Genomic DNA, 12,927 nt, shown 5'->3' on the forward strand with positions numbered 1-12,927 from the left:
ATTTCCGCGGCGGTCACTGCACGAGCGACGCGGTTCCGGTGAGCAACCGCACGTCGTACGACTCGGTCGGGCCGTGCTGCTCGGTGGTTCCGCCGTGCACGGTGTACAGCACTGCGTACGAGGTGAACGTGACGTCCTGGCCGTCGTCCGTATCGATGTTGACGCGGGGCAGAACGACGAGCAGGTGGGTCCGGTTACCGTCCGAGAGGGTTTCGACGACGCTCCGCACCTCGAATCTCAGATCGGATCGGGTGACGTCGGTGGATTCCAGCGTCTCTCCACTGAGGACGAGCTGCGCCGCCCACACTCCGGCGGAGCGATGGGCGTCGACGGTTCCGGTGAGGTCGTCACCGCTGAAGTCGTAGTGGTTCGCTGCTGTGAAAGGCATGGTCACAGGCTATGCCTCGGTCGGTGAAAAAACCTCGAAAGAATTTCCCATCCGCTACCCATCCACCCGGCGACGGGCCCCGAATGGTCAATGAGACACCCGCTACTGCTGTCGCCCCCGACCGCCGTCAGTAGTGGGTGTCTCCCTTTGTGTTGCGGGCCGGTGACGGTTGTTCGCACTCGTGCGTGACCGAGAGCCCAGTTCGCTCAGTCGACTGATCAATCTGTCGGTGTCGAGTCCGGTGCATCCGACGGCGAATTCGGTCAGCGGCACCGCGCTGTGGAATTCGGTACGCACATCGCGGTCGTACAGGACATCTACGAGATTCGCGAAGCGCTGAGCCGCGAAGTCATCCACGCTCGCGAGAGCCGGAATGTCGGTGATCGTCAGCTGCGGTGCTTTCTGGACCATCTCGAGGTAATCGCCCGTCGAGCGGGCAGCACAACACACCTCGGCAAACGTCCGACCACCCGAGACGGGCTCCACGGTCCATGTCCCCGAGGCGAAGCGCGATCCACTGGCGCCGGCGGCGCGGTAGTCGACGGGGCCGTCGACGCAGACCACCTCGAGGCACTTCTTCAGCTTCTCGATGGTCGGGACGAACGCCGGGTGGAACAGCGGATTCGGCAGCAATTCGTCGGGCGCGTAGTTCGAGGTGACGACCAGGACGACGCCACGCGCAAAGAGTGCGTCGAGCATCCGCGTGATGAGGCGGGCGTCTCCGATGTCGTGGACGTGAAATTCGTCGAAGCACAGCAGTGCCGCCGGAGCAGATCCTGTCGACAGGACATCGTCGATGGCTGCGTCGATGGAAAACCCGTGGCGAAAGTACGCCGCGTGGAGATCGCGGAAGAAGCTGTGGAAGTGCACGCGCTTCTTCGCAGAGGTGTCGGCCGCGGCGAAGTAGCTGTCCAGCAGCCAGGTCTTGCCACGCCCGACCGGACCCCACAGGTAGACACCTCTGTCGCCGGGTGTCGACAGCATGTCTGCCGCTGCGGCCTGGGCGTCGTCGAGCGTGAAGGCAGCGTCGAAGACGTGTCGCGATGCGGTCGGCCTCATGCCGCGAACCGTACGCCCCGTGACTCTACATTTGTAGAGTCCGTGTGTAGGGTCACTGCTGTGGACCGCCGCACCGCCATCGCCGACGCCGCACTGGGTGTCATCGCCCGAGACGGCTTGCGCGTGTTGACGCACCGGTCGATCGATTCGGCGCTGGACTTTCCGGCAGGCTCCACGTCGTACTACTTCCGCACCAAGGCCGATCTGCTCGCCGCCGTGGCTACCCGCCTGATCGAGCTCTCGCGGGCATCCTTTCTGGGGATCGTCGGAACCGAAACCGATGTTGCGACGGTGATCGCACGCTATCTCGACCATGCGATCACCCATCGCATGGTCGAGCTACGGGCCCGCTACGCGCTGATGCTCGATCCTGCGGTCCCGGCCGACATCAGGGCCGACTTGGCCCGTTCGTTCTTCTCACTCGAACGGGCCAGAGAACTGTTCGACGAGCCAGCCCACGGAGACGGCTTGGTCTCGCTGTGCGAAGGGCTGATGGCCGACGCGATTTTCGGCCGTGGAACCGCGAAAGGGGCTGCGGGACTACGGCTTCCGATATCGGTCTATCTCGCCGGGATTCCGTCTCAGAACGGGTAGCCGACTCCAGTGAGTTTCTCGCTGGCGTCCCACAGCTGGGCTGCGAGTGCGGGATCCTGAGCCATCTTGGTCATGCTCGCCGGGCCAGGCTTGCCGCGGGACTCGAACAGCGATGTGGGACCGCTGTAGGTACCGCCGCCTGCGACGTCGACTGCATAGAGCGTGGGAAGCGCTCCGGCGCGGGCAGACTGAGAGATGAACTTGAGTCCGATGGGTGCCAGGGTCGCCAGGATCTTGTTGCTGCCCAGACCATCCGGGCTCGAGTAGAGCTCGGTCGACGAGATGCCGGGGTGTGCCGCATTGCTGGTGACCTTGGATCCGGCCTTGTCGATCCGACGCTGCAGTTCCAGCGCGAACAGGATGTTCGCGAGCTTGGAGTTCGCGTATCCACGTTGCGCGTTGTAGCCACGCTCGAGCTGGAGGTCGTCGAAGTCGAGCTTGGGGCGCTGACGGTGCGCGACCGAGGCGACGGTCGTGATCTTCGCGTCGGCGGCGAGCTTGGGGAACAGCAATCCGGTCAGCGCGAAATGACCGAGGTGGTTGGTGCCGATCTGGAGCTCGAAACCATCCTTCGTTTCGGTTCGCTTCGCCGGCATCATGACGCCCGCATTGTTGATCAGAATGTCGATCGATTCGGGAGCCGACTCGGCGTACTTGCGGACCGAACCGAGATCGGCCAGGTCGAGGGTGGCCGTGTCGACAGTTCCGTTCGGGGCCTCCGCGCGGATCTTCGCCGCTGCGGCGTCGGCCTTGTCCTGGTTGCGGCAGGCAAGCGTCACGTGATCGCCGCGCTTGGCCAGCTCCAAAGCTGTGTAGTAGCCGATACCGGTATTCGCTCCGGTGATGACAACGCGTTTCTGCTTGGTTTCGGGCACGGCAACAGGCTACCGGTCTGTTTTAGAATGCGCCGGTGAGTACAACAGAACCCGTTTTTCCGACGGGGATCGGAAACCCCGCGATGCGGGCATTGCGAGCTGCGGGGTATACCGGTCTCGACGACCTGGCCGGGGTGCCCGCAGCTGAGCTCGCGTCACTGCACGGAGTCGGACCGAAGGCAGTGAGGATCGTTCAGGAAGCGCTCGAGCGCACCGGCAGGTCACTGAGCTGAACGGTCACGTCCAATGTCCGGGACGGGTCAACGCCTCGGGTAACTGTGTCGATCGGTCACCGAGCGCCGCGTTGATCTGAAACTGAGTGGCGAAGATCGTTTCGCGCAGATCTGCGCCGCGGAGATCGGCACCACGAAAATCGGTCCCGATCAGGTCGGCCCAGCGCAAGTCGGCACCGCGCAGATTCGCCCCGATGAGATACGTACCCCGCAAGCTCGCACCGCGGAGATCCGCACCGGCCAGCTTGGCTCCGATCATGTCGCGTCCGCGATAGTTCTTCTTCTTGCCCGACACCTCTGCGCGCACCAGATCGCTGGCATCGAGCAGCACCTCGTTGACCCGCGAGCGCACTGCGAAGACGTCGACCGACAACAGGACCTCGGGAGTCTCCGACGTGAGAGCGTCCAGCTCCTCGTACTCGTGGGCAAGCCGACCGTGCAGGGATGCGGTCGATGTCCGGCCACGTGCGTCTGTCAAGTACCAGAGCAACTCGTGCAGATCCCGCATGATCGGGAACACCGCGAACATCTCCGCCGAGTTCGACGGCGTTTCTCGCCAGTCCCGTCCCGCGAACGTCGATTGCGACACTTTTTGCCCCGCACCGAAACAGTCGTACACCGTGCATCCGGGAAAGCCCTTCTCCCGAAGCGACGAGTGGATGCCGCAGCGCGAGTCCTTCTGAAGGTTGCGGCACGGTTCCCCGGCGGCTTTGTCGACGGCGAAATCCGACGACTTGGCGAAGGGCAGAGCAACGCAACAGAGTCCGAAGCAGCTGCCGCAATCGGCGAGCAGATTCTCGGGTGGGCTCATGTGTTCACTCTGTCCTTCGGGCAGCCGCAGCGTCAAACGAGAATCGTCACTCCGGACGTCGGAGGAGTGCGACGAGCTTCTTCGGGGCCCGGGTGCAGTAGCTCTCCGTGATCAGCTCGCCGAGTTCCGTTCGATCCACCGACTCGTCGAGCAGCATGCCGATGATCTCGGGTCCCCAGCCGGGGGCGAAGAAGCCGTCCTGCCTCGACAATGCGTCGAGTTCTATTCCTCGGGAACGGAATACGAGGACGTGAGCCGGTCCGTCGGTCCCCGCTGCTGTTGCGAATGCCGGAGGAGTGCCGTCGACAATGTCGAGGACGTGGGCGAAGGTGCGGCCACGTACCCGCCATCGGGTACCGACCCACGCCTGCTCCTCGTAGGTCTCGGGCAACGCCAGACACATCTGTCGGACCTCGGGTTCCCAGTTCATTCGACTCCCTGTGACACATGCCGGGCTACAGTATTTCAGCGCGGGGCAGTTGGGCGCAGGCACTTGGAGGAGGCTCCATCCATGGTGAGACCCGAGTACGACGAGGTCGTGTCCGGTCTGCGCGGGGCCGGCTGCGTGTTCGCGGAAGAAGAAGCCGACATTCTGGTCGAATCCGCATCGGACAGCGACGATCTCGCCGCCCTGCTCGCTCGCCGTATCGCCGGGGAACCGCTCGAACACATCGTCGGCTGGGTGTGGTTCTGTGGTCGACGCGTCGCCGTCGAACCGGGGGTATTCGTACCCCGTCGGAGAACTGAATTCCTGGTGAATTGCGCTGCAGCACTGCAGCCGTCGCGATTATTGGACATGTGCTGCGGATCAGGTGCGGTAGGACTGTCGGTCGGTGGCGTCACCGAATTACATGCCGCCGATCTCGACGCGGCGGCCGTGGAATGCGCCACGCGCAACCTGGCTGCCGTCGGGGGCACGGTGCACCGCGGCGATCTGTACGACGCCTTGCCGCCGGAGTTGCTCGGATCCTTCGATGCGATAGTGGTCAACGCGCCGTACGTCCCGACGGCCCACATCGAACTGATGCCGCGAGAAGCGCGATTGCACGAGCCGCGGATCGCGCTCGACGGCGGCGAAGACGGTGCCCGATTCCACCGTCTCGTGGCCGAGGGGGCACCTGCATGGTTGTCCCCCGGCGGTCACTTGCTGATCGAAAGCAGTGCTGCACTGGCTGATTCGACTCTGCGGGCAGTGCGCGACTGCGGATTCCACGCGCGGGTGAACGCATCGGACGAATTCGACGCGGTGGTCGTGATCGCTTCGCGTACGTGACGAGACGAGTGCCATACACGGCCGGTTTCGGAGGCGCGTTTCGACCGAGGCGTTTCGTGGCATTCCCGAACGGATCCCGATAGAGAAAAGAGGCTGTTCGACCATGACTACTTTGCTGTTCGCGGTAACCGCTGCCGACCATTGGACCCTGAACGACGGAAGCAAGCACCCCACCGGGTACTGGGCCGAGGAACTCGTCGAGTCCCATCGCACATTCGTCGAGGCCGGGTGGGACATCACGGTGGCGACGCCGGGTGGCAAGGCTCCGGTCGTCGACGAGGGCAGCCTGGCCGTCGACGCGAACGGCGGTGACGAGCAGAAGGTGGCGGACCAGAAGAGCTACCTGGCCTCGATCGAGTCGATCCTGTCCTCGCCCGCGAAGCTGGAAGACCAGAAGGCCTCCGACTTCGACGTCGTGTTCGTCCCCGGTGGCCACGGGCCCATGGAGGATCTCGCCGTCTCGACGAGCTTCGGTGCGCTCGTGGTCGACTTCCTCGATGCGAACAAGGTGGTCTCGGCGGTGTGCCACGCACCGGCGGCCCTGCTGCCTGCCGTCCGTACCGACGGCTCCTGGGCATTCGACGGGTACGAGCTCACCGGCTTCACCGACGAGGAAGAGACCCAGGCCGGGCTGGCCGACAAGGCCCCATGGCTCCTCGAGACCCGGCTGCGTGAGAACGGTGCCAAGTTCGAGAACGCCGACGCCTGGTCGCCGCATGTGGTCGTCGACCGCAACCTCTACACGGGCCAGAACCCCGCATCGACGCGTCCTCTCGCGGAGAAGCTGGTCAGCGCCCTGAAGTAAAACGCCGTGGACGGTCGGTGTTCTGCCCACGGAGAACATCGACCGCTCGGGGAACATCACTACTCCTTTCGAAGTTGAGCCCCTATAGCTCAATCCTTTGGAGGAGAAGTGACCGAAACCGTTCGTGTCCCAGTACTGTTCCTGACCGACCCGATCGTCCTGCCCGGAATGGTGGTGCCCGTCGAACTCGACGAGGCCGCACGCGCCGCCGTCGACGCAGCGAAGGCTAGCAACGACGGCACGCTGCTCGTCGCTCCCCGACTCGAAGATCGGTACGCCGCTTACGGCGTTCTCGCCACCATCGTGCAGATGGGACGGTTGGCCGACGGTCGCCCGGCCGCCGTCATCAAGGCAACTCGTCGTGCGCACATCGGCCACGGGGTCAGTGGCCCCGGGGCGGCCCTCTGGGTCGAGGCCGAGCCCGTCGCCGATACAACCCCGAACGACGACCTCAAAGCGCGTGCAGCCGAATACAAGCAACTCGTCGTCGCGATGCTGCAGCGCCGCGACGCGTGGCAGGTGATCGATTCGGTCAACAAGCTCACCGACCCCGGCGCGATCGCCGATACCGCGGGTTACGCGTCCTACCTCACCGACGTCCAGAAGCGTGACCTGCTCGAAACACCTGATGTGGCAACGCGTCTGACATCGCTGATCGAGTGGACCAAGGCTCACTTGGCCGAGGTCGAGGTGAACGACAAGATTTCCGGCGACGTCCGTGAGGGCATGGAGAAGACGCAGAAGGAGTTCCTCCTGCGCCAGCAGCTCGCTGCCATCCGAAAAGAACTGGGCGAGGACGAACCCGACGGTGCGGATGATTACCGCGGCCGTGTCGAGGCTGCGGACCTGCCCGAGAAGGTGCGCGAACAGGCGCTCCGTGAAGTGGGCAAGTTGGAGCGGGCAAGTGATCAGAGCCCCGAGTCGGGGTGGATCCGCACCTGGCTCGACACCGTGCTGGACCTGCCGTGGAACAACACCACGACCGACAACACCGACATCGATTCGGCGCGAGCCGTTCTCGATGCCGACCACCACGGCCTCGACGACGTGAAGGACCGCATCGTCGAATATCTGGCCGTTCGTGCACGGCGCTCCGAGCGGGGTATGCAGTCCGTCGGCGGACGCGGCTCCGGTGCCGTCATGGTGCTCGCCGGACCTCCCGGTGTCGGTAAGACCTCGTTGGGCGAATCGGTGGCGCGCGCTCTCGGTCGTACCTTCGTCCGTGTTGCCCTCGGTGGGGTCCGCGACGAGGCTGAGATCCGCGGACACCGTCGCACCTACGTCGGCGCATTGCCGGGCCGCATCGTGCGGGCGATCGGCGAGGCGGGATCGATGAATCCTGTTGTGCTGCTGGACGAGATCGACAAGGTCGGTTCGGACTACCGTGGTGATCCCAGCGCCGCACTGCTCGAGGTACTGGACCCGGCGCAGAACCACACGTTCCGCGACCATTATCTCGATCTGGATCTCGACCTGTCCGACGTCGTGTTCCTTGCCACCGCCAACGTGATCGATCAGATTCCCGGACCACTGCTCGATCGTATGGAGCTGGTGACCATCGATGGATACACCGAGGACGACAAGGTCGTCATCGCTCGGAACTACCTGCTTCCGCGTCAGATGGAGAGGGCGGCAGTCACATCCGACGAGGTGACCGTCACCGACGCCGCACTGCGCAAGATCGCTGCCGACTACACCCGTGAGCCCGGGGTGCGGCAACTCGAACGCTTGCTGGCCAAGGCTCTACGTAAGGTGGCGACGAAACTCGCGGGCACCACGGACGTGCTCGAGATCGACGAGCCGGATCTGGTGACCTACCTCGGTCGTCCGCGCTTCACCCCCGAGGCGCACGAGCGAACCGAAGTGCCCGGCGTCGCAACGGGTCTGGCAGTGACCGGGCTCGGCGGCGACGTGCTGTTCATCGAGGCGGCCTCCACCGAGGGCGACGCGGGCCTCACGCTCACCGGCCAGCTCGGCGACGTGATGAAGGAGTCTGCGCAGATCGCGCTGTCCTACGTGCGAGCGCACGCAGCTCGATTCGGCGTCACTGCCGAGTCACTGGATCGCAGTATCCATGTGCACGTTCCGGCCGGGGCAGTGCCCAAGGACGGTCCTTCGGCGGGCGTGACGATGGTGACGGCCCTGGTGTCGATGGCCACCGGGCGTCCGGTGCGGTCGGACGTGGGAATGACCGGAGAGGTGACGCTCAACGGACGTGTGCTGCCGATCGGTGGAGTCAAGCAGAAGCTGCTGGCGGCTCAGCGCGCCGGGCTGAAGACGGTGTTCATTCCGGCACGCAACGAACCCGATCTGGACGACGTCCCTGCGGAGGTCCTGGAGGCGTTGGACGTTCGGCCGATGACCGACGTGGCCGACATCCTGGCGCTCGCGCTGGAACCGGCGGAAGCTGCCGCGGCCGCGTGAGGTGACGGCGACCGTTCTCGGGCTCTGCTTGACCTCGAGTTCGGTCGAGGTTCTACGTTGGTGTCATGAGCATGGAGATGACCGCGTGGAACCAGATGTATCGCACGATGAACAGCTCCGGCGCGCAGTCTTCGTTCTCCAAGGAGACTGCGCGTCGGATCCTGTCGTTCGCAGCACCGCATCGACGCGCCCTCGGCGGCTTCCTGGTGCTCAGCGTCGCGCTGGCGGTACTTGCGGTGGCAACTCCGGTGTTGGCCGGGCGGGTGGTCAACGCGATCGTCGACGGGCGAGAGCTACGTGTGGTGGTGCTGTTGGCTCTGGCCATCGCGGTGATCGCCATCGTGGACGCAGGCTTCGGTCTGATCAACCGGTGGCTCTCGTCCAACATCGGTGAGAGTCTGATTCTGGATCTGCGCACCGCAGTGTTCGACCATGTGCAGCGGATGCCGATCGCCTTCTTCACTCGCACCCGAACCGGCGCTCTGGTCAGTCGCCTCAACAACGACGTCATCGGTGCCCAACGCGCATTCAGCACCACGTTGTCCGGAGTCGTCAGCAACGTGGTGACGCTGGCTCTGACGCTCGTGGTGATGATCGGAATCTCCTGGCAGATCACTCTGCTCGCGCTGATCCTGTTGCCGGTGTTCGTCCTGCCTGCACGCCGCATGGGTCGACGCCTCGCACGTCTGCAACGCGAAGCGGCAGCTCATAATTCGGCGATGAGCACCCAGATGACCGAGCGCTTCTCGGCCCCGGGAGCGACACTGGTCAAGCTGTTCGGTCATCCCGACCAGGAATCCGTCGAGTTCGCGGTTCGAGCCGCCCGAGTCCGCGACATCGGGGTTCGGAGCGCGATGGTGCAGACCGTGTTCGTCACGGCGCTCACCCTGGTGTCTGCTCTGGCCCTCGCCGTGGTCTACGGACTCGGCGGCTTCTACGCACTCAGTGGTCGACTGGACCCGGGTTCGGTTGTCGCACTATCCCTTCTGCTGACCAGGCTCTATGCGCCGCTGACCGCACTGGCGAGTGCCCGTGTCGAGGTCATGAGCGCGCTGGTCAGTTTCGAGCGCGTGTTCGAGGTGCTCGATCTCGTTCCTCTGATCGCCGACAAGCCCGACGCGACGGTGCTGCCCCCGGGGCCGGTGGCCGTCGAACTCGACGACGTCAGGTTCGCGTACCCGTCGGCCGACAAGGTGTCGCTCGCGTCCCTGGAGGAGGTCGCAACTCTGGATTCCCGTGGCGGCGAAGAGGTTCTGCACGGTGTGTCGTTCCGGGCCGAACCCGGTCAGATGGTCGCCCTGGTGGGTACCTCGGGTGCGGGCAAGTCCACGATCGCGCAACTGATCGCTCGGTTGTACGACGTCGACAGCGGCGCAGTGCGGCTCGGCGACGTCGACGTGCGGGACCTGACCGCCGAATCCGTCCGCAACACAGTGGGAATGGTGACTCAGGACGGTCATCTGTTCCACGAAAGCATTCGCTCGAATCTGCTGCTGCCGCGCCCCGACGCCACCGAGGACGAACTGTGGGACGCACTGTCGCGGGCCAGGCTCGCCGATCTCGTGCGTTCCCTGCCCGACGGGCTCGAGACAATCGTCGGCGAGCGCGGCTACCGCCTGTCCGGCGGGGAGCGTCAACGCCTGACGATCGCCCGGCTGCTGATCGCGCAGCCACGGGTGGTGATTCTCGACGAGGCCACGGCCTCACTGGATTCGACGTCCGAGGCCGCCGTGCAGGCAGCGCTTGCCGAGGCGCTCGAGGGCAAGACGTCGGTGGTGATCGCGCACCGGCTCTCGACCATCCGAGCAGCGGACGCCATCCTGGTGATCGAGAACGGACAGGTCATCGAGCGCGGAACACACGACGAGCTCCTCGCAGCGGGCGGCCGCTACGAGGAGCTGCATCGAACACAGTTCGCGCACACCGTGCCAGCGGAGTGAGCTAGGAAAGCCGGGAGCGCAGCCTGCGGAGTGACCTAGGAAGGCCGGGAGCGCAGCCTGCGGAGTGACCTAGGAAGGCCGGGAGCGCAGCCTGCGGAGTGACCTAGGAAGGCCGGGAGCGCAGCCTGCGGAGCGACCTATGAAACCGGATCTGGGACCACGGTGGCCGGGTCGTTGTCGGTTGCGGCGGCCAGCATCGGGGTGAATCCGTCGATTGCGTAGTCGAGGGACAGTGGGCTCGAGTAGCCGAGAGCCGACGGTAGGTCGGTGCTGAACGAGCCGATGTAGACGGTGCGGTCCTGCTTCACGACGTCGAGTGCGGCGATCAGCGGGTTTGCCTGCAGTTGTTCGCGGCTCTGTCCGGCGATGACGAGGACGTCGGTGTCGAGTCGGCTGAGGTTTTCGGGGCTGACCGTTTCGCTGGCGTCGGGGATCTCGAAGCCGAGGTCGGTGAAGAACAGTGCTCGGATGTCGTCCTTGCCGAGGACGAAGTAGCTGCCGTCGTCCATGACGAACGCGAGTGTCAGTGCCTTGCCGGCGAACTGAGGGTTGTCGGTCTGGGTGGTCTCGAACTTCTTCTCGAGCTCGGCGGTTCGCTCGTCGGATTCCTGCTTCTTGCCCAGTGCCTCGCCGACCACGGCGAATTCCTGCTGCCACGTGGCCGCTGGGACGTCGTCGTATCCACCGATGTCTGCGATCGTCGGGGCCATCGCCGAAAGTTGGTCGTACTGGCCTTGATCGATGAACGAGTACGGTCCGAGGATCAGATCGGGTGACTGCGCTGCAATCTGCTCGAGGTTCAGGTCGGTGCTGCCGACCTCGGGGATCTCGGTGCCGCCTAATGCTTCCTGGGCCCACGGGCGCTGGCGGTAGTCGTAACTGAGATTTCCACGGGTGGCGACGGGCTTGACTCCGAGCGCCAGCGCGAAGTCCTGCTCGTTGAATCCGATGGTCACGACGCGGGAGGGTGCGGCGTCGATGACCGTCTCACCGAAGTGGTGCTCGATGGTGACGGGAAAGTTGGCACTGTTCTCGGAGTTACCTGAGGCAGTGGATTCGTCGCTGGACGAACAGCCGACCGCCAGTGCCATGACTGCGGCACCGGCGGCGACTACGTGGACGGTCTTCTTCATGGGGACTCCTCGCGCGTGTATTTGCGAGGTTAGCCTAACCGACCCATGTGCTCGTCCAGCACGCACCGGGTCGGACAATACGGTCAGCAGTTGGAAACGGCAGGCACTCCGGCGAACCGCTGATCGATCCATTCCAGAGCCTGCGGCAGGCCGAGTACGGCAGCGGTCAGGTGATCGTTGCTGGGTACCTGGACCTCGGTGACGTTGACCCCGGCCCGGCAGTAGCGTGCGATCGTGTTGTCGATCGAGCTGACCGGGATGAGCGCATCGGTGGGACTGTGCCACTCGAAGTACGGAGCTTTCGGCACACCGGGGTACATCTCGACGCTGTTCTCGTTGACGGCCGCGATCATCTCCGGGCTGTTCATCAGGTCCAACGTGCCCGCGACCTCCATCGCGCTCTTACCGGCTCCGGCGGCGATGATGTCGTTGGTGCATCCGTTCTGGATCTCGCTTTCGATCTGCTTGCCCAACGGGTTCAACTGGGAGCTGATCGGAATGCGAGTGGGGTACTCACGCTCGAGGCCGAGCGCAGCGGCGAAGGCGAGACCGAACACCGGGTGGGGTGCGAAACCGAGATCGCGAGCCATGCGCTCGAGGTTCATCGGAGCACCGCCCGCGGCGCTGCCGACGATGTTCAGCTCGGGCGCGTAGTCGTTCTGCAACGCTGCTGCCCACGCCGTCGCCATGCCGCCACCGGAGTATCCGGCCAATGCAACCGGGCTCTGCCGCAGCTGCAGCGGATCGAAACGCTGGGTGGCGCGGATGCTGTCGAGCACGATCTGTCCGCCGAGCTTGGCTGCACCGTAGGCACTGTTGGGGCCGAGGTGATCGGCGATGACAACCGTCCAGCCACGCTGCAGAACGGCGTTCAGCGCGGGAGCCTCGCGGATCGCCAGATTGGGATCGTTGGACCAGAGCGCTTGTGACGGTGCACATTCGAGACCGAGTGCGTTGATGATGTGTTGGTAAGACAGCACCGGCCCGTTGGGGGCTTTGTTGCGGGGGACCAGCACGGTGTTGATCGCCGCGATGGGATTACCCGCCGAATTCGTGGAGCGGAACTTCAGCTGCCACACGTCGACGTCGAAGAAGCCGGGAGGTGGCGGCATCGGTCGGCTGGAGATCACGTCCCCCGGTGCCATAGCGGCGAGGTCGGCGGGCGGAGCGTAGAAACCGTCCGATATCGGCGTCGGAAACAAGGGCGCCGCAGCGGCCTGACCTGGGCCGACAAGCGTCGAACAGAGAACGGCAACCGCCGTTATGCTGACAGCGCCTGCCAATTTGAGAACCCGCATCTGGTAAACCCCTCCATGCCTGAATCGAAACGGCGCGCGTCTCGACGATTCGGCAAGCCCCCGTAGAGCTGGCCCGCAAACTCGATATAGGTAT

The 12,927-nt window shown here is 64.6% G+C and carries 13 protein-coding genes; 6 read left to right on the forward strand and 7 right to left on the reverse strand.

Features of this window, described 5'->3' with window-relative positions:
- Window positions 1-13 precede the first annotated feature (13 nt).
- Window positions 14-388 carry a hypothetical protein gene (locus K414_RS0106560; RefSeq protein ID WP_152530370.1) on the reverse strand — a complete coding sequence of 125 codons (375 nt, stop codon included), beginning with the start codon at window positions 386-388 and terminating at the stop codon, window positions 14-16.
- 102 nt (window positions 389-490) lie between these two features.
- Window positions 491-1,447 carry a cell division protein ZapE gene (gene zapE, locus K414_RS26205; RefSeq protein ID WP_081701544.1) on the reverse strand — a complete coding sequence of 319 codons (957 nt, stop codon included), beginning with the start codon at window positions 1,445-1,447 and terminating at the stop codon, window positions 491-493.
- Window positions 1,448-1,507: 60 nt separating this feature from the next.
- Here zapE and K414_RS0106570 point away from each other — a divergent pair, with 60 nt between their 5' ends.
- On the forward strand, window positions 1,508-2,041 hold the full coding sequence (locus K414_RS0106570; RefSeq protein WP_027495222.1) for a TetR family transcriptional regulator: 534 nt from the start codon (window positions 1,508-1,510) through the stop codon (window positions 2,039-2,041).
- On the opposite strand, the gene K414_RS0106575 is transcribed toward K414_RS0106570, so the two are convergent.
- Window positions 2,029-2,916 carry an oxidoreductase gene (locus K414_RS0106575; RefSeq protein ID WP_027495223.1) on the reverse strand — a complete coding sequence of 296 codons (888 nt, stop codon included), beginning with the start codon at window positions 2,914-2,916 and terminating at the stop codon, window positions 2,029-2,031. The two genes, K414_RS0106570 and K414_RS0106575, sit on opposite strands and share 13 nt — an antisense overlap.
- Window positions 2,917-2,999: 83 nt before the next feature.
- Between K414_RS0106575 and K414_RS28840 the strand changes: the two genes are divergently transcribed.
- Entirely contained in the window at window positions 3,000-3,149 is a 150-nt protein-coding gene (locus K414_RS28840) for a DNA-binding protein (RefSeq protein WP_152530490.1), read from the forward strand.
- Between the two features lie 4 nt (window positions 3,150-3,153).
- On the opposite strand, the gene K414_RS0106585 is transcribed toward K414_RS28840, so the two are convergent.
- Window positions 3,154-3,960: a pentapeptide repeat-containing protein gene (locus K414_RS0106585; protein ID WP_027495225.1), complete on the reverse strand. Its 807-nt coding sequence runs from the start codon at window positions 3,958-3,960 to the stop codon at window positions 3,154-3,156.
- 46 nt (window positions 3,961-4,006) lie between these two features.
- On the reverse strand, window positions 4,007-4,390 hold the full coding sequence (locus tag K414_RS0106590) for an MmcQ/YjbR family DNA-binding protein (RefSeq protein ID WP_027495226.1): 384 nt from the start codon (window positions 4,388-4,390) through the stop codon (window positions 4,007-4,009).
- Window positions 4,391-4,471: 81 nt separating this feature from the next.
- On the opposite strand from K414_RS0106590, the gene K414_RS0106595 reads away from it, so the two are divergent.
- The 4 genes from K414_RS0106595 (at window position 4,472) to K414_RS0106610 (ending at window position 10,402) form a co-directional block, all read left to right on the forward strand.
- A complete protein-coding gene (locus K414_RS0106595; RefSeq protein WP_027495227.1) occupies window positions 4,472-5,233 on the forward strand; it encodes a putative protein N(5)-glutamine methyltransferase in 762 nt (253 codons plus the stop codon).
- A 103-nt stretch (window positions 5,234-5,336) separates the two neighbouring features.
- Complete coding sequence (locus K414_RS0106600) at window positions 5,337-6,038, forward strand: type 1 glutamine amidotransferase domain-containing protein (protein WP_027495228.1); 702 nt, start codon at window positions 5,337-5,339, stop codon at window positions 6,036-6,038.
- Between the two features lie 168 nt (window positions 6,039-6,206).
- Window positions 6,207-8,462 carry an endopeptidase La gene (lon, locus tag K414_RS0106605; RefSeq protein ID WP_230074161.1) on the forward strand — a complete coding sequence of 752 codons (2,256 nt, stop codon included), beginning with the start codon at window positions 6,207-6,209 and terminating at the stop codon, window positions 8,460-8,462.
- A gap of 65 nt (window positions 8,463-8,527) precedes the next feature.
- Window positions 8,528-10,402 (forward strand): ABC transporter ATP-binding protein, encoded by a 1,875-nt coding sequence (locus tag K414_RS0106610; RefSeq protein WP_027495230.1) that lies wholly within the window; start codon window positions 8,528-8,530, stop codon window positions 10,400-10,402.
- Between the two features lie 137 nt (window positions 10,403-10,539).
- On the opposite strand, the gene K414_RS0106615 is transcribed toward K414_RS0106610, so the two are convergent.
- Together K414_RS0106615 and K414_RS0106620 are read right to left on the reverse strand one after the other, a co-directional pair.
- Window positions 10,540-11,535: an ABC transporter substrate-binding protein gene (locus K414_RS0106615; RefSeq protein ID WP_027495231.1), complete on the reverse strand. Its 996-nt coding sequence runs from the start codon at window positions 11,533-11,535 to the stop codon at window positions 10,540-10,542.
- 83 nt (window positions 11,536-11,618) lie between these two features.
- Window positions 11,619-12,833 (reverse strand): lipase family protein, encoded by a 1,215-nt coding sequence (locus K414_RS0106620; RefSeq protein WP_027495232.1) that lies wholly within the window; start codon window positions 12,831-12,833, stop codon window positions 11,619-11,621.
- Window positions 12,834-12,927 lie beyond the last annotated feature (94 nt).

Source organism: Rhodococcus sp. JG-3 (assembly GCF_000482405.1).
Taxonomy (GTDB): Bacteria; Actinomycetota; Actinomycetes; order Mycobacteriales; family Mycobacteriaceae; genus Rhodococcoides; species Rhodococcoides fascians.

Excerpts from the sequence above, each read along its gene's own strand:
- K414_RS0106560 (WP_152530370.1), bottom strand. The coding sequence starts at position 388 with ATGCCTTTCACAGCAGCGAACCACTACGACTTCAGCGGTGACGACCTC.
- zapE (WP_081701544.1), bottom strand. The coding sequence starts at position 1,447 with ATGAGGCCGACCGCATCGCGACACGTCTTCGACGCTGCCTTCACGCTC.
- K414_RS28840 (WP_152530490.1), top strand. The coding sequence starts at position 3,000 with ATGCGGGCATTGCGAGCTGCGGGGTATACCGGTCTCGACGACCTGGCC.
- K414_RS0106585 (WP_027495225.1), bottom strand. The coding sequence starts at position 3,960 with ATGAGCCCACCCGAGAATCTGCTCGCCGATTGCGGCAGCTGCTTCGGA.
- K414_RS0106590 (WP_027495226.1), bottom strand. The coding sequence starts at position 4,390 with ATGAACTGGGAACCCGAGGTCCGACAGATGTGTCTGGCGTTGCCCGAG.
- K414_RS0106595 (WP_027495227.1), top strand. The coding sequence starts at position 4,472 with ATGGTGAGACCCGAGTACGACGAGGTCGTGTCCGGTCTGCGCGGGGCC.
- K414_RS0106600 (WP_027495228.1), top strand. The coding sequence starts at position 5,337 with ATGACTACTTTGCTGTTCGCGGTAACCGCTGCCGACCATTGGACCCTG.
- lon (WP_230074161.1), top strand. The coding sequence starts at position 6,207 with ATGGTGGTGCCCGTCGAACTCGACGAGGCCGCACGCGCCGCCGTCGAC.
- K414_RS0106610 (WP_027495230.1), top strand. The coding sequence starts at position 8,528 with ATGAGCATGGAGATGACCGCGTGGAACCAGATGTATCGCACGATGAAC.
- K414_RS0106615 (WP_027495231.1), bottom strand. The coding sequence starts at position 11,535 with ATGAAGAAGACCGTCCACGTAGTCGCCGCCGGTGCCGCAGTCATGGCA.
- K414_RS0106620 (WP_027495232.1), bottom strand. The coding sequence starts at position 12,833 with ATGCGGGTTCTCAAATTGGCAGGCGCTGTCAGCATAACGGCGGTTGCC.